Below are 15,755 nucleotides of genomic sequence, written 5' to 3' on the forward strand. Positions count from 1 at the left end.
CTAACCACTCAACGGAGGACTAAAATGAAACTCTCACTACTCAAAGCCGCCGCTGTCTCAGCCCTCGCGCTTAGCGCAGCCTCGGCCCACGCCGAAGGCAAACTGAACATCTACAACTGGGGCAACTACACCAACCCCGAGATGATCGAGAAATTCGAAGCCCAATATGGCGTCGAAGTCACGCTGGATGGCTATGACAGCAATGAAACCATGTTGGCCAAGGTCAAGGAAGGCAACACCGGCTATGACGTCGTTGTGCCCGGCGACTACATGATTGCGATCATGGTTGGCGAAGGCCTGCTGGCCGAGATCAACGCGTCCGAAATGGAGAACTTCAAGAACATGGATCCGAACTGGGTCGATGTCTACTGGGATCCGGGTCGCAAGTATTCAGTTCCCTACCAGTGGGGCACCACCAGCTTTACAGTCGACAGCGCAGTCTACAGCGGCGACATCAACACGCTTGGTCTGATCTTTGATACTCCCGAAGAACTCAAAGGTCGCATCAACATGCTCAATGACATGAACGATGTGATCAACGCCGGCCTGCGTTACCTCGGATACCCGCGTTGCAACTCGAACCCCGATCAGATGAAAGAGCTGATGGCGCTTCTCGCCAAGGCCAAGGGCGACTGGCGCACGATGGATTATGCGGTGATCGAGAAGCTGACATCGAAAGACGTAGACCTGTCGCAAAGCTGGAATGGCGCTGCCATGCGCGCTCGGGCGGATCGCCCCTCGCTGCAATACGCCTATCCAAAAGAGGGTTTCACTGGCTGGATGGACAATGTTGCCGTTCTTGCCGATGCACCCAACATGGAAAACGCAAAGCTCTTTGTAAACTTCATGATGGACCCGGAGAACGCCGCGATGACCTCGAACTTCGCGCGCTATGCCAACGGTATCAAAGGGTCGGAGGCCTTTATGGACCCCGAGATGCTCAGCGCGCCTGAGATCGTCATGCCCGCCGATGCACCGATTCCGGACTTTGTGAAGCCCTGCGATCAGGATGTCGTTGACCTTTACAACAAGGTTTGGACCCGCCTGAAGCAATAAGGCTTGAAGTCTCCTGAATGACGGCCCGCCGTTGGCCGGGCCGTCACTTTCCGAAGTTTCTTACTCTGACTGCGACCCCTTTTTGGTCGCCCTGCGGGAGCGTGGAAAATGCACGACAGCAAATCCGGCACCAGGCCCAAGACGGCGCGTGAGATCGGCATCATGCAGGGCTTCCCGCCCCCGCCTGAGAAGCGTCCTTCGCTCGAGAACTGGGACCTTGCTCCGTTCAATCGCTGGACTTTCCAGAACATGCGAAGCCTGTTTCCTACGGTAGATGTGCGTCCAGGACCGGAGACCCGAGAATTGAAACAGGCCCACCGCGACCTGTTGGAAATCGAATTTCAAACTTTTGACGACCGCCCCCTTTCCGTCGCGGCCTGGCTCTCTGAAAGCTACACAGATGGTTTCCTGGTGCTGAAGGGTGACCAGATACTTACCGAGATTTACGCCAACGATTTCACTCCAGACGCTACGCATCTGGGCCAATCCGTCTCCAAATCCCTGATTGGATCTCTGGCCGGTGTGCTCCATGGAGAAGGCAAGCTCGACCTCACGGAACCGCTTGAAAACATCGTGCCGGAATTGGCCGCGACAGGCTATGCCGGATGCACCGTGGATCAGGCGCTTGATATGCAATCAGGGGTGCGTTTCACCGAGGATTACGGCCTTCCGGACAGCGACATGACCCGCGTCGATGTGGCGTCAGGCTGGCGCCCCGTTCGCAAGGGTGAAATCAAGCCAACCATTCGGGACGTTATTCTGACATTGCCTCAAGTCAGACCCCATGGGCAGGTGTTTTCTTACCGCTCGATCGAGACGGATGTCGTAGCCTGGGCCTTGGAACGCGTCAGCGGAGAAGACCTTGCTTCGCTCTTGTCGAGCCGTATCTGGCAAAAAATTGGCTGCGTGCATTCCGGCTTTTTCACAGTGGACGACGCCAAGACCGCGCTCGCGGACGGTGGGTTCAACGCAACGCTGCGCGATTATGCGCGGTTCGGTCGGATGATGGCCGATGGTGGCAAAGTTGGTGACCAACAAGTGGTGCCGGAAAGCTGGGTTTCGGGGATTTGTTCGGGTGCGGACCCCTCGAAACATGGTGATCCCTATGACGTGCTGTCTCCCCAAGGGGCATACCGAAGGTTCTGGTGGGTTCACGACCCCGGTCGGGGCGTGTTCATGGCGCGTGGAGTTTTTGGTCAACTGATCTTCATTGATCTGATGGCGGACGTCGTTATCGTCAAGCTGTCCAGCTGGCCCGACTATCTGATCCAGTCCTTTAGCCACGATGCCGTGCTCGCTTGCGAGGCCATCATTCGCGCGCTTGGTTAGTTCGAAACCCATCTCAGACACACGAGGCCGCATGTCGCCGACACCTGATCTGATTATCCTCAACGGCTCTCTTCTGACCTTTGACGAGGCCACACCAAAGGCTTCGGCATTGGCCATTCGGGGCGACACAATTGTGGCTGTCGGAGACACCGACGACATTCGCGCCATGGCTGGGGCCGGAACCAAAATCATCGACGCTGCCGGTGGCACAGTTATGCCCGGCTTTATTGACAGCCACGTGCACCTTTTTGGCGGGGCGGCCGAGTTGGGAATGCTGGACCTGCGCGAAACGATGGGCGCAGATGCTCTGACCAAGGCGTTGCGAACTTTTGCGGCTGAGCACCCAGAAGAACCTTTGCTGATGGGCGTTGCGGCCGATTACGAAATTCTTGGACCAGGCGTCAAAACCACTCGGCAATATTTGGATCGCATTCTGTCTGAGCGTCCCGTTGCGCTGATGTCGGCTGACCACCACACGGTCTGGGCGAACACAATTGCCTTGGAGAAGGCAGGCATTCTTCACGGCTCAGTTGTTCCCCCCGGTTCGGAAATCGTGATGGCTGGGGACGGCACCGCACAAGGTCAGCTGAATGAAACCGGTGCTTTTGGCCCGGTTCTGCGCCTGTCGCAACTGGGAGGACGTGATCTGCTGGGCTACGTCACAGGAGCGGATCCCGAGCCACCCGCAACGCCCAAAGAACGCGCCTTTGACAAAGAGGTCATCCTACGTGGCCTGAATCACTGTGCATCCCACGGGATTACGGGGCTGCACAACATGGATGGCAACTTTTATCAACTTGAACTGCTCAGCGAACTTGAGGCCGAGGGGCGCCTTCCGATCCGTGTTCAGGTGCCCATGCATTTGAAGAACACCGACCCTCTGGATCGGTTGCAAGAGGCCGATGAAATGCGCCGCCGTTTTGCGTCCAATATGGTTTGGTCAGGGCGGGTTAAGATGTTCATGGACGGCGTGCTGGACAGCTACACGGCGCTGATGCTTGCGCCTTATCCGGGAAAACCTAAGAGCCTCGGTGATGCCGTTTTCAGTGCGGAACACTTCAACGAAGCCTGTATTCGCGCTGATGCAATGGGGTTGCAACTCAGCACGCATGCCATTGGCGACGGTGCCGTTCGGCGTACGTTGGACGGTTACGAGGCAGCGCGCAACGCCAACGGCGCCCGAGATTCCCGACACCGCATTGAACATATTGAAGTAATAGACCCCGCGGACCTGCCCCGGCTGGTTGCCCTTGACGTCGTTGCCTCTCTTCAACCCCTGCACTCACCCGCAGGAGGATTGTTTTCCCCCTATTCCGCCGGAAATATTCTGACAGCGGAGCAAATCCCTTTTGCTTTTGCATGGAACAAGATCCGTGAGAGCGGCGCCAAAGTCTGTTTCTCGACGGATTGGCCAGTCGTCCCTGTCGACACAATGATGACGGTTGCCGGGGCCGTTAACTGCACTGAGCTGCCACCTCCTTGGCTGGACAACCGTCAAAGCCTTATGGCTACGCTGTCTGCCTATACGCATGACAATGCCTGGCTAGAGTTTAACGAGGACCGAAAGGGCCGCTTGAAGCCAGGATACCTGGCCGACATCGCCATCCTCGAACAGGATCTGTTTTCAATTGATAAAAACCAGTTGGCCCATGCGCGCATTGCGCTGACAATTTGCGGGGGAAGAATCTCTTTTGGAGATCTCCAAAGCTGATTCCGCCAGAGAGGCCATGAAAAGATTGTGTCAAAGTTTCGATGCTCCTCCTTTTCATCGTCGGTTGTCAGCCTTGGGCACCGCAATGCCGACATTGGCACACGGTGCAGCGTTCCGTATTTTGGGCTCGAGGCAGACGTTCGCTCACCTACGCTCAATGACTGCATTGCGGACTTTCCCGCCGTTCGCCTTGCGCCCCTATACGGCCGCTATCTGCGCATTGCGGTCGTTGGTCGAGCACCGCACTTCGCAAGCGCAGCACGATCTCAGACCCTCGTGAACGGCCCATTGCGGACATTCTCTTTTAGTGCCCGTTGCCGCAGCGCGGCCTGTCGAACCGGACATTCGCTGCACGCGCAAAGCTGGAGCTGCTCGAACTCACACAAAAAAGGACGAAGCCGCCATTTGGCGAACGTCCGCTTTCCAGAAGCGGCATTCCTTAGAGTGCTAAGCTTACCGGACCGATCGTTTGAAGGCTGCTGGGGACATCCCGGTCCATCTAAGAATCGCCCATGAGAAGGCCGTTGAGGCGTTGAGGCAGAGTCTTTGCGCTGTACGCGGCGTTGAAGTCCCACGGAAAAACGCCGGATATCCTGATCGACCTAACGCCCGCGACAAAATGCGAATTGCATCTTCTCCTCCGAATTGCAAAGAGGTGATCCTCCGGGCATCAATCAGGCGGCGTCGCATTTCGACTGCGATTTCTGAACTCGCCCGGGGTCATCCCGGTCCATCGTTTAAAGCTCCTGTGAAATGTCGGTTGGTCCAGAAGCCCAACACTTTCACCAATTTCCTTTATCGAAAGTTGGCTGCTTGCAAGCAAAGTCTTGGCTCGCTTCGCCCGACATTTTTCCAGTTCTACTTTGAAGCTTGTACCATTGGCTCGGAAGGTGCGTTTCAAACGCCCGGGGTTTTGCGAAAACAACTCAGCAAAACCGTTCAGAGTGGCAGGTTGCTTGTCGAGATGCAGTTCCAGCAGATCGCGGGTTTGCTGAAGAAAATCATCGCCGCCTGTGAAGTTTTCCGGGAGGTTTTGGCTTTGCCCACCTCCGTATCGAAGTAGCAACCAGTTCGCCGGGAATTCGATTCGAGCGCCCAAGCGATTGGTCCTGCGTACCGAAATCTCCTTTTTCTGCCAATCGGGTATGCAATCAGGTTGGCAAACCCAGAAGCGTAGTTTTTTGGAGTCCCAGTCGGGATCGCAGACGGATCGAACCAATCGGACCATGAAACCCAGATAATAGCCGTCGGCTTGGCCGGGTGGAGAAGATGGCGTGAATGTCCGTTTTGCAACCAAACTGCCGACACGGCCATCAGTCTCGAGATTGTAGTTCGCCATGGACGAAATCCGGCCGACGTCCACTACAAGCGATATCAAAAGTTCACCCAGCGTCGCATTTTCAGTTTCAAGGATCGACAGGTTGGGCAATGTCTTCAGAGCGGCATTCGCCCCAATCTCAAACCCCAGATGCTGGTTTTTTAATGCATGAGCGAGATTGTCGGCAAGATCGTACCAATGCTGCCCTGCCATGAACGCTTCGCCGCGCTGCACGTCCTTTAAACTTAGGCCAGATGGCTCAAGAAAGCGTTCGACTTCGAGGCCATGGCTGAGGGCAACGGACACAAAGGGTTGCGCCATCGAGCATTCAACAGTGGGGAGCTTCATGTGCAGATCAGATTTTCAAGTCGAAGTTTCGGACTTCAAATTAGCACTTTGGATCAATTTTTTTGAAACATCAACCATAAAGCCAATGACAGGTTGGGCGCAATACGCCAAAATAGAATCGCGTAGCGCAGCGCATCTTCAAGGAAAATATAGAATGTTCAAAAGCTTAATGGTCGCCACTGTTCTTTCGGCGGTCGCAACAAATTCGTTTGCTCAGGAGGAGAGTTTTCCAATCCTCTTCACCAATGTGCATGTCTTTGACGGTGTCAATGAGGAGCGGATCGAGAATGCCAATGTTTTGGTGATCGACAATCTAATTGCCGAGATCTCGACCGAACCATTGGCTGTGGCCAATGCGCAAATCATCGACGGCGGTGGGCGAACTCTAATGCCAGGCATGCATGACCAGCACGTGCATCTTACGGTATTCAATCCGCTCAGCGACGGGTTACGCCAGAACATCACTCCCTTTCACCTTGGCGGCGTCGCCACGATCCGGTCCGAACGCATCCTGATGAACGGATTCACAACCGTGCGCGACCTTGGTGGTCCGGCCAAATCCATCGCCCGCATCATTGACACCGGAATGTTTCCCGGCCCGCGTATCTATTCCTCGGAAGCGTTTATCACTCAGACATCCGGTCATGCCGATTTCCGCAAACTGAACGACCGGCATCCGACACTCTCCGGACAGGGTCCTTCGCATTGGGTCGAGACGGACATGAGCTTTATCGCCGACGGACCTGAGCAAATCCGAATGGCGGTGCGTGAAAACCTGCGTCGCGGGGCAACCCAGATCAAGATCATGGTCAGCGGCGGGGTTACGTCAGAGTTTGATCCGCTGCACTCACTTCAGTATCAGGCTGACGAGATCCAGATGGCGGTCAAGACGGCCGCGCAATGGGGCACCTATGTCACCTGCCATGTGTTCACCGAAGAGGCGATCCGCAACTGCATCGACAATGGCGCCAAGACGATTGAACACATCCCGTTCCTGACCAAGGAGGCTGCCGAGATTATGGTCGAAAAGCAGATCATGTTCGCGACGGCGGTGGCCCCGGTCTACTCGGTGACCACCGAACAAGCGGAAGCCTTTTACACGCCAGCGTCCTTTGTAAAATGGAAAAGCGTGCGCGATGCTGCAGCCAATATGATCGAAGTAATCCAGACGACGCCGGGCATGATCGATCTCTACACACTGGGCACAGACCTTGTGAACAACTGGGATCAGACGCTTGAGCAAGACAAGAAGATGAACGACGAAATCGGGTATCTGCACGAAGCGGGTTTCAGCGCATATGACATTCTGCGCATCGCTACGTCGAACGGCGCCCGCATGAACCAACTGACCGGCTTGAACAACCCGTATCAAGACGGCCCCCTCGGCGTGGTCGAGGAAGGTGCCTATGCAGATCTTCTACTCGTCGATGGTAACCCGCTGGAGGACATCCTTCTGTTGGCCGAGCCGGACGCCAATCTGAAAATCATCATGAAAGACGGCGTGATCTACAAGAATACACTCGATTGAGTGTCGCACGGGGCGAATTCACCTCGGCACCCCGCGCACCCCGATAGCGGAAGGGAAGGGAAGCCCATGAAATACCTCGGCAAATCTACAATGATGGCGAGCGCAGTCGCTCTCACCACAAGCGCGGCTTTTGCACAGGAGGCCACCGGTGACATCCCTCCTGTTACACTCTTCAAGAATGTGATGGTTTTTGATGGAGTGAGTGACGGACTCAAGAACGTCGACGTTCTCGTGGTCAAAAACAAAATTCACAAGATTGACGCTGACATTCCTGAGGGCGGGAAGTGGGAAGTCGATGTGCGCACTGGGGGATCCAAGCGGTTGCCCGATCCAGTCGGCGGCATCGACGGCTACTCCTTCACCGTTCAAACGGAACGCGGCATTGAGACCAAAGAAGTGGATGTGACCGTCATTGACGGAGGCGGTCGTACGCTCATGCCAGGGCTTATCGACAGCCACGTGCATGTGAACATGTACAAGAACGGGACTATCCCGGGGCTTCAGGACACCACATGGGAAGAAATTGGCGCACGTGCTGCCGCATTCGCGCAGGAAATGTTGGCGATGGGCTTTACAACTGTTCGCGATATGTGCGGCGCTCATGGTGGGCTGAGAGCGGTTATTGATGAAGGATCACTTCCCGGCCCAAGAATTTATTCCTCCGGCGCATGCCTTAGCCAAACGGGCGGACACGGCGACTGGGGTATCGCTGGTCAACGCAAGAACGAGAGCAATCTTGAGCGACTGGAGATCACCAGATTGGTGGACGGGCCCGCCGAGGTGCTTCAGGGTGCGAGGAGGAATTTTGCTTTAGGGGCAAACTATCTCAAGATTATGGTCAGCGGTGGCGTGACATCGATCAAGGACCCGATATATCAGTCTGCTTTCACAAACGAAGAGATTTCTGCTGCAGTAGAGGTTGCAGGCGATATGGACTCATACGTCGCTATGCACGTATTTATGGATAGCGACCTGTCTCGTGCGCTCGATCTTGGTGTCAAAGTGGTAGACCACGGCCTGACTATTACCGAACCGACGATGCAGAAGCTGGTCGAAAAAGAGGCGTTCTTTTCACCCAACCTGACTGCGCTTGCGCCCGAAGCTCTGGAACACCCGATGCATCAGGACCCGACTTTCCCGCCGACGGCGAAGTTTCTGTGGTTGCGGGAAAACAGCAAGCAGCTCATGGATCTTGTGAAAAAATACAAGCCTAAGATGGTGTTCGATTCCGATTACGTGCTTCTCACGGGTGTCCCTTATCGCCAGTCAATGGATTTTACGAAGGCGTTTGTCGCGCGTGAGTTTGGCAACCTCTGGGCATTGCAGATGATGACCTCGAATGGTGGCGAATTGGCGGCTCTGACCGGACGAGGAAACCCTTACCCTGAAGGCAAGCTTGGTGTGATCGAAGAAGGCGCCTACGCCGACATTCTGATCGTAGACGGGAACCCACTTGAAGACATCTCGGCCATCGGCGCGGTGGACACATGGTTTGATGCGCCGCCGCGCGGGCAGGATGTCCCAAGCATTCGAATGATCATGAAAGACGGCGTGATCTACAAGAACACGCTGGAGTGATAAGCAGAGGTTTTTTGTATTCTGCCTATGCCTGCGCCGGATCGCGCCATTTTTTGGCGCGAGCATCCAAACAATAGCCTGCATCGTCTTGCCGCAGGCTCAGCATTGAAGGGACGTACAATGAAACATCTTATCCTAGGTGCCCTTCTGGCGGGATACGGCACGTTGGCCACTGCGGAAGATACCCAAAAAATGCGTACGTTTCTGTTCATTGGCACATCCAATAGCGCCGCTTGGGAAATGCAGATCGCAAATCCGGGCGATCGTGCAGCTTCGGTCAAAGGCAGCATCGAAGCGCTTGGCGGGGAGCTTTTGAGCTACTACTGGGGCCTCGGAAACGGAAAAAACTACATCACTGTTTCGCTACCTGACGATCCCACCTTCATTCAGGCGTTTTACGTCAGCCGTCTTGGGGATGGACTGCTCGATGACTACGAGATGATCGAATTGATGAGCAGCGCGGACATGGCCCAAGCGTTGTCCCGCGTGCCCGAGATCAAGGCGCAGGATGATTTGAAGTAGCGTCAGTCATATCAGGACCAACACCATGCGCTTAAACCTCTATGTGACAGTTGCAATGGCGTGGTTGAAACAGGCCATGAGCATCTGCGCTGGGGTTGCGGCCATCGCTTCGGACGCGTCAGCCCAAGAAAACAGCACGTTACGGCAGTTGGAGGCGGCTGCCACCGCTTCGCTTGGGGGGCCAGCGTCGGCTCAGGCGCAATTAGAGCAGGACAGGCTCCGGCGTCTCGAGAATTCCAGATTGCCGGGGCTGGATCGGTTTTTCGATCCCTTCGAACAGTCGCGCGAGGCTTTCGCCAAACGCACTGGGTTGAATTTGTCCTTCGACTACCAAGCGCTCTACCAGAAGTCTTCAGACAGCCTGAGTGGCACCGACGAGGCCGCTTCGGGGCAGGCGCGGATCATTGGCAATTGGGAATTGCTGAATCGTGGGACCGACAATGCAGGCAGTTTTGTCTTCATCCTCGAAAACCGTCATCGTTTGGGCACGGATATCGCGCCGGGCAGTCTCGCGGGCGAAATCGGATATCTCGGTGTCACGGCAACGACCTTCAGCGACACAGATTCAACGCTGTCGGTTGCTTATTGGTCGCAGGCGCTGTCCGGCATCAACGGAGGCTTCGTTGCAGGTCGCATCGATCCCGGCGACTATTCCGATATCCTTGGCTATGTGAATCCCCGCACGACCTTTTCGAATTTTTCGATCCTCTTTAGTCCTGTGCTTCCCATTCCCGACCCAGGTTTTGGAATTGCAGGCGGCGGATACATTACCGACCAGATTTACGCGCTTGGCGTGGTCAGCGATGCAAATGGGTCGCTCACTGATGTGGAATGGTTTCCAGGTGGCTCGGAGTTTTTCACTTACGGTGAGATCGGCTGGACGCCCGCAAGAGACCAGCGATTCCTCACAAACGTCCATTTGGGAGTTTTCCATGTGGACGACAGAGAAGACGCAGGCGTCCCCGGCGGTCACGGAGCAATACTTTCGGGGAATGTAACCCTAGACGAGAGTCTCATGCTGTTCGGTCGTCTTGGTTGGTCAGATGGCGATGCATCGATTGCGAAACGTGCCGTCAATGCCGGTGTCATGTGGCGCCCCGGATTGTATGACGACTTGTTCGGGTTTGGTGTGACAGTCGCCGATCCAACCGATCCAACTCTCGATACACAGACCACGGTCGAAGCATTTTACCGTCTGGATATTTCCGACAACCTCGCGCTTACGGCTGATGTTCAGTATTTGAACAACCCCGGCTTCACTGACGATGGCCCTTTGATTTTCGGTCTGCGGCTGAGGTTCAATTTATAAGGCTGAAAGCAATAGGAACTCCCTTTTTGACATTTCGCATTCTCACAGCCGACGCTCGCAACCCACCGTCCGATGGCAAGTTCGGGCTCGGAGCCGTCATGCGGCGTTGCAGAGAATTTCCCAGTTTCGGGCGAATGTGGATGTCCGCTTCCAACGAGGCACCTTGGTCGTTTCGCGCCTGCAGAGAAAGTCCGTAATCCGCCCATCTTGACCGCCTTGGTTTCTGCGAACTCTGACTTCTCGTGCCCGCAGCGAAGGTCCGTAAGGTCGGCATTCTGCCCGTTCGTGACAAAAGCTGCATCGGTCGGGAAGGGCTCAAAGCCGTCATCCGACGGCATTAGCGATTAGACCGGTTTGTGGTTGCGAGCGGTCATTGGGGCCGCTCTCAGGATTGGTCCGACATCGGCCCTCCCAGTACTATTCAACGAGTTTTCAAGCTCAACTCCGAGATCCTACCGTCGCCTGACCCTCTCTCGATTACGCTCCCGACGTTCGATGTTGATCCGGTGGTCGCGGCCCAATGCCCGGTAGAAGCCCGGTCCCTTGGACCAGTTCAGAAGGTGCTGTCAGACGAATTCGAACCAGTCTCAGTTTGCCGCGGAAACCGCGAACCTATCCGGAACAAAGCTGACGCCACTCGCTAAGAGCGGCGGCGCGGGTCAGCTTGAAGGTGTCTCGACTGGCTAGCGATCTTTCCTGGTTGAAGTGATTGTAGACGGAGGAATGGACGGAGGCGAATTTCTGTAGACTTCGCATGCGCCTGAAACGCTGCATCGCGCGTTCGCGTCGTCGAAACGGCAGGTGTGAATTCTCGGCGCGGTTGTTGAGCCACCTGCCCGTCTGTTGTTTTTCGAACGCGCCTATTTCTCTGAGCGCAGCCTTGTAGGAAGCGAAGCGATCTGTGACGACCTCCTTGGCGCAACCGTGCCGTTTCATCAATTTCCTGAGGAATTTTAGTGCTGCAGCCTTGTTTCGGCGCTTGGTGACAACGGCTTCCAGCACTTCACCTTCGTGATCTACTGCACGCCACAGATAATGTCGCTTGCCATTCACCTTCACAAAAACCTCGTCCACGTGCCACTTCCAATTCGAGAATGCGCGCAGCTGCTGAACACGCTTTCGTCGGATCTCAGCGGCAAACACCGGCCCGAACCTATTCCACCAAAATCGGACAGTTTCATGGCTGACATCGATCCCACGTTCATGCAGTAGGTCTTCAACATTCCGAAGCGAGAGCGGGAAACGGATTTACAGCATCACCGCAAGGCGGATGACCTCGGGACTGGTTTTGAAGTACTTGAAAGAGGCAGGTTTGGTCATGGGCAAAAGCTACGCAACCGTCCTGCCTGCCTCAAGACAAGTTCTTCTGACAAGACCCTGCTGGGCTCGGTGCGGTCATTGACAGGTTTTTGATGAATGTCTGCTCCGCGGACAAAGCTGCCATTCAGTCGAACTTTACTTGGTGATGCAAACTGCCCCCAAGCGGCCAATTGCCAACCCTTCCGATGCCGCGGTGCGTGATCCTAGACGGGAGAGCATTAATCCATCACGTGGGCAGATTTGTGCCTGATAAGCCAAGTGCCAGCATCAGTGATGACACTGCACCAAGCCAAGCTGAGGCAACGCGGAAAGCAATTCCAACCCAAGGTTTCTTAAAGCGTTCTCTGATCCATAGGGACCCACCCAATAGATACAAAAGACCGACATTGGCCCCGACTAAGGAACCGGACATTGTGAACAATCTGTCTCTTAACCGCCCCGGCTCCGGGACAGACGCGTCTCCAATCAGAAATGCGCCGACACAGACCAAAGCGATTACGAACGGCAACAGTTTGTGGGGGAAAAGCGCGGCTGTCGAACACGCGGCGAAGGCTATTGCAAACATTTTTGCGTCGAGTTCATCAAATCCGAAAGCTGAAACGAGGCCTGCAATATTCGCCAAAAGAAAACTAAGGAGCAGCCATTGCGCCTGCTCAGATTTGAAACCACCGGCAAGCAAAGCGAGACCCAACATTAGAAGCGCCTGCGACGGTGTCGAAAACGGGTGGATCAGACCAACGTAAAAGCCCTCTATGCCGGGAAAGGCACTATGGGCGGAGGCAGGCCCCGCGACCAAAACTGCAAGTGGATAGCAGAGCAGTCTGCAGTTTTTCATTCTCTTAGGCTACGCCGGTAAGGAACGCGATACCGGCAAAAGCTATCAAGCCACCGGCACCCCGCACAGCAACTCTACCTGCGGGCCAGCGAACAAGTAGACCGAATGCGATCCCCGCAAGGTGAAGCAACCCTGTCGAGATTACAAAACCGACTGCATATGCAAATGCGTTCACCGTAGCCGGAAGTTCGGTGCCGTGCGCATAACCATGAAAAATTGCAAAAGACCCCACAATAACTGCACATATCCAAATCGGCGGCTTGACAGCAAAAACGATCATTAATCCTAGTACAACAGCGGAAAGAGCGATGCCCGTTTCTATAGCAGGGATTGGAATTCCGATTATTCCTGCTACCGCCCCGAAGGCCATGACCAAAGGGAATACAACCGGTAAGATCCAGATTGCGGGTGCGCCAAGAAACGCACCCCAAAGACCTACTGCGACCATTGCGGCCACATGATCCCAACCAAGGATCGGATGCGTAAATCCTGCTACAAAACCTCCACCATACCCCTCGCCAGAGTGGGCTTGCACGGCAAAAGCGGTGAAAAAGTAAACCAACGATATAGTGAGAAAACAGTAAGCTAAACGCTTTGGCAAAACGAACTCCTCATTCAAACAATCTCCTGCAAATGCTAAGTTACGTATTTGAATAACTCAACATGACGTGAATGGTAGGTTTGAGCTCGGAGCGGACATTTCGTGAAATCTGCTCAACATCTGCTTTGCGGACATAGCCGCCATTTGATCAACTTGCCTAAAGGTCTGCTTTTTTGATTTCGAGACGGAGTAAGATTACCGTACTGCTGCATGATGTGTTTCGAGGAGCGAAGCTATGTCTGATCCATATTCTAATCTAGGAGCGCAAGACCCAACGCTTCAGGAACGGATTGCAGCAGCGATGGAAGCCCGCTGTATTGAGCCTGCACAGGTAGCAATTCGCAAAGCCTACCTGAGTGATTTAAATCTCCCGAGCAATGCAAGCGCGTTGGAACTGGGGTCCGGCACAGGCCATGTAACCAAAGACCTATTGGACCTTGCTGGCGCAAAAACCGCGATCGGGCTCGAGCCCTCGCCGGTTATGGTGGCACGGGCAAATAAGAGCTTTGGAGATGATACGCGTCTCAATTTCGAAATCGGCGACGCCAAGAAAACCGATTTTGAAGACGCATCATTCGATCTTGTTTTGATGCATACATTGCTGTGCCATGTGCCTGGCCCCGAAGACGTTGTTCAGGAAGCGTTCCGCATCCTGAAGCCGGGTGGTGTGTTGGCGATCTGTGACGGCGACTACGATACTGCGACGGCGCAGATTGCAAATTTTGATCCGCTCGATCAGCTCATCCGTTTCATGATTAATCAAAACGTGACCAACCTTTGGATTATGCGACAAATCTCCGGCATGCTTGCCAAGGCTGGTTTTCAACTTGGGACACGCAGAGGGCATGGATACGTCGCCGAAGGAGAGGCGACATACTTCTTGACCGTTATTGACCGTGGCGCGGACCGCATGGTCGAAGAGCGTGTATTGTTTCCTGAAACAGCGGAGGCACTGAAAACAGAGGCACGACGTCGCGTGTCCGAAAAGACCTTCTTCGGCTTTATGTCTTACGTGAGCCAGATTGCGACAAAGCCCTAGGAAATTAAGCAATCTCGCAGTCCGGACATTCGTTTGCCTCGCTGCATCGGTCACTCAGGGCTCAAGGCAGTCATCTGAGTCGTTCAGTCAGATGACTGCTTAGGAACGGAAAGCGGTCATTGTTGGTGGTCATTCCGAGAAATTACGCCCAAAGGTCTGCATTGAACGGTAGCGGACGTTTGCTGAAATCTGCTGAACGTCTGCCAAGCGGACAAAGCCGCAATTGCTAAAACGCAAAGTCCGAAGTGGCTAAGTTGGGTTTACTTAGCGGGTACACCCTGTCGGATCGCGTTAGAATAACCTGCTCGGAGCCCAAATGCCTGCCCCTTTGAGGAAATACTGCCGAGCGTACGCAGTTCTTCGATGGAATAATCTGTGTTCAGGGAACCGCGGTCGTAACCGTACTCCGGCAAATAACCATTGACGACAATACGCCAGTCCAAGGGCGGGCCGTTCCCAATTGCGTGCATCATTTTGACGACAACGGTCGTGCAATTGGTTGCGATCGAATTGTACCAATGTGGTTCCGCTGCAAGGATGTTTGCATCACGAACATACTCTTCCAACAACTCTCTGGCGACGTCCGGATCTGGGCCGAGGCGAAACAGCTGAACATCTTCTTTGCGTATGTTCGTGCGCAAACCGACGACATCCAGTTCCGTTGCCGCCACTATGACGATTGGGTTTTCCTTGAACGCATCAGCGACCGGTGAAAATGCACCATCCGCTTGGCGTCGTACTTCAATTGACCAGGCCAGATACTGGCCGTCAGAAAAGCCGAAACTCAGAATAAAATGCGCCATCTCCGGACCGGCCCAATACGACAAAAAGAGGTCGGTGGTTTCTAGCTTGCTCAGGTCGTACGCCCGGGTTTCCCAGTTTTCGTCAAAACTACCGTCGCTGCGCCAGTCGAAATTGCGAACGCCGTCTAGCGTCAGGATGTCCCCATTGATGCTACCGGTCACTTGCCGGGCAACATCTGGTGACCAGTTTCCGTTGGAAGGCGGCTGTAGACTGGACCACCAAATGATCAGGGCGATGGAAGCAATCACGAATGGAATTTGCGTTTCTATACGCCTTTGCCACAACCAAATCACAACCGAGCTCGAACCAAGCAGTGCAAAGGATCCGCTTAACGCCGATTGTACCATGTCGCTTCCAGGGGCACGAAACCATAGTGCGGCAGCACCCCAAGCAGTGAAGCCCAGCGCGACCATCGCGATCAACATGACAACAAGAAATCTCAGCACGCGTATCATAA

12 protein-coding genes and 1 pseudogene are annotated in these 15,755 nt (G+C 54.6%); 8 read left to right on the forward strand and 5 right to left on the reverse strand.

The window, feature by feature from the left end; all coding sequences use genetic code 11:
- Positions 1-24: 24 nt before the first annotated feature.
- The 3 genes from GOV53_RS04650 (at position 25) to GOV53_RS04660 (ending at position 4,096) form a co-directional block, all read left to right on the forward strand.
- Positions 25-1,056, forward strand: coding sequence for an extracellular solute-binding protein (locus GOV53_RS04650; protein WP_170352655.1), 1,032 nt, complete (start codon positions 25-27; stop codon positions 1,054-1,056).
- A 108-nt stretch (positions 1,057-1,164) separates the two neighbouring features.
- Positions 1,165-2,385, forward strand: a complete 1,221-nt coding sequence (locus tag GOV53_RS04655; RefSeq protein WP_170352654.1) for a serine hydrolase domain-containing protein — start codon at positions 1,165-1,167, stop codon at positions 2,383-2,385.
- A gap of 31 nt (positions 2,386-2,416) precedes the next feature.
- Entirely contained in the window at positions 2,417-4,096 is a 1,680-nt protein-coding gene (locus GOV53_RS04660; protein ID WP_170352653.1) for an amidohydrolase, read from the forward strand.
- A gap of 670 nt (positions 4,097-4,766) precedes the next feature.
- Here GOV53_RS04660 and GOV53_RS04665 read toward each other — a convergent pair.
- Complete coding sequence (locus GOV53_RS04665) at positions 4,767-5,762, reverse strand: AraC family transcriptional regulator (protein WP_170464496.1); 996 nt, start codon at positions 5,760-5,762, stop codon at positions 4,767-4,769.
- Between the two features lie 154 nt (positions 5,763-5,916).
- Between GOV53_RS04665 and GOV53_RS04670 the strand changes: the two genes are divergently transcribed.
- From GOV53_RS04670 to GOV53_RS04685, 4 genes are all read left to right on the forward strand, one after another.
- Complete coding sequence (locus GOV53_RS04670; protein WP_170464497.1) at positions 5,917-7,290, forward strand: metal-dependent hydrolase family protein; 1,374 nt, start codon at positions 5,917-5,919, stop codon at positions 7,288-7,290.
- Positions 7,291-7,356: 66 nt separating this feature from the next.
- Positions 7,357-8,868, forward strand: a complete 1,512-nt coding sequence (locus GOV53_RS04675; RefSeq protein ID WP_170464498.1) for a metal-dependent hydrolase family protein — start codon at positions 7,357-7,359, stop codon at positions 8,866-8,868.
- A 120-nt stretch (positions 8,869-8,988) separates the two neighbouring features.
- Complete coding sequence (locus tag GOV53_RS04680) at positions 8,989-9,390, forward strand: hypothetical protein (RefSeq protein ID WP_170464499.1); 402 nt, start codon at positions 8,989-8,991, stop codon at positions 9,388-9,390.
- Positions 9,391-9,415: 25 nt separating this feature from the next.
- Entirely contained in the window at positions 9,416-10,699 is a 1,284-nt protein-coding gene (locus tag GOV53_RS04685; RefSeq protein WP_170464500.1) for a carbohydrate porin, read from the forward strand.
- Between the two features lie 612 nt (positions 10,700-11,311).
- On the opposite strand, the pseudogene GOV53_RS04690 reads toward GOV53_RS04685, so the two are convergent.
- From GOV53_RS04690 to GOV53_RS04700, 3 genes and pseudogenes are all read right to left on the reverse strand, one after another.
- A pseudogene (locus tag GOV53_RS04690) lies at positions 11,312-12,019 on the reverse strand (IS6 family transposase).
- A 226-nt stretch (positions 12,020-12,245) separates the two neighbouring features.
- Positions 12,246-12,854: a HupE/UreJ family protein gene (locus GOV53_RS04695; RefSeq protein ID WP_170464501.1), complete on the reverse strand. Its 609-nt coding sequence runs from the start codon at positions 12,852-12,854 to the stop codon at positions 12,246-12,248.
- A gap of 4 nt (positions 12,855-12,858) precedes the next feature.
- Positions 12,859-13,473 (reverse strand): HupE/UreJ family protein, encoded by a 615-nt coding sequence (locus tag GOV53_RS04700; RefSeq protein WP_254439164.1) that lies wholly within the window; start codon positions 13,471-13,473, stop codon positions 12,859-12,861.
- A 217-nt stretch (positions 13,474-13,690) separates the two neighbouring features.
- On the opposite strand from GOV53_RS04700, the gene GOV53_RS04705 reads away from it, so the two are divergent.
- The gene (locus GOV53_RS04705) at positions 13,691-14,494 is read left to right on the forward strand and encodes a methyltransferase domain-containing protein (protein WP_170464502.1); all 804 of its coding nucleotides are present in this window, start codon (positions 13,691-13,693) and stop codon (positions 14,492-14,494) included.
- Positions 14,495-14,754: 260 nt separating this feature from the next.
- Here the strand turns inward: GOV53_RS04705 and GOV53_RS04710 are convergent, their stop codons facing one another.
- Positions 14,755-15,753: an Lnb N-terminal periplasmic domain-containing protein gene (locus GOV53_RS04710; protein ID WP_170464503.1), complete on the reverse strand. Its 999-nt coding sequence runs from the start codon at positions 15,751-15,753 to the stop codon at positions 14,755-14,757.
- Positions 15,754-15,755: the final 2 nt, after the last annotated feature.

The organism is Ruegeria arenilitoris (assembly GCF_013035315.1).
GTDB classification, from domain to species: domain Bacteria; phylum Pseudomonadota; class Alphaproteobacteria; order Rhodobacterales; family Rhodobacteraceae; genus Ruegeria; species Ruegeria arenilitoris_D.

What these genes read in the sequence shown, in the direction of transcription:
- GOV53_RS04650 (WP_170352655.1), top strand. Translation starts at nt 25, where the DNA reads ATGAAACTCTCACTACTCAAAGCCGCCGCTGTCTCAGCCCTCGCGCTT.
- GOV53_RS04655 (WP_170352654.1), top strand. Translation starts at nt 1,165, where the DNA reads ATGCACGACAGCAAATCCGGCACCAGGCCCAAGACGGCGCGTGAGATC.
- GOV53_RS04660 (WP_170352653.1), top strand. Translation starts at nt 2,417, where the DNA reads ATGTCGCCGACACCTGATCTGATTATCCTCAACGGCTCTCTTCTGACC.
- GOV53_RS04665 (WP_170464496.1), bottom strand. Translation starts at nt 5,762, where the DNA reads ATGAAGCTCCCCACTGTTGAATGCTCGATGGCGCAACCCTTTGTGTCC.
- GOV53_RS04670 (WP_170464497.1), top strand. Translation starts at nt 5,917, where the DNA reads ATGTTCAAAAGCTTAATGGTCGCCACTGTTCTTTCGGCGGTCGCAACA.
- GOV53_RS04675 (WP_170464498.1), top strand. Translation starts at nt 7,357, where the DNA reads ATGAAATACCTCGGCAAATCTACAATGATGGCGAGCGCAGTCGCTCTC.
- GOV53_RS04680 (WP_170464499.1), top strand. Translation starts at nt 8,989, where the DNA reads ATGAAACATCTTATCCTAGGTGCCCTTCTGGCGGGATACGGCACGTTG.
- GOV53_RS04685 (WP_170464500.1), top strand. Translation starts at nt 9,416, where the DNA reads ATGCGCTTAAACCTCTATGTGACAGTTGCAATGGCGTGGTTGAAACAG.
- GOV53_RS04695 (WP_170464501.1), bottom strand. Translation starts at nt 12,854, where the DNA reads ATGAAAAACTGCAGACTGCTCTGCTATCCACTTGCAGTTTTGGTCGCG.
- GOV53_RS04705 (WP_170464502.1), top strand. Translation starts at nt 13,691, where the DNA reads ATGTCTGATCCATATTCTAATCTAGGAGCGCAAGACCCAACGCTTCAG.
- GOV53_RS04710 (WP_170464503.1), bottom strand. Translation starts at nt 15,753, where the DNA reads ATGATACGCGTGCTGAGATTTCTTGTTGTCATGTTGATCGCGATGGTC.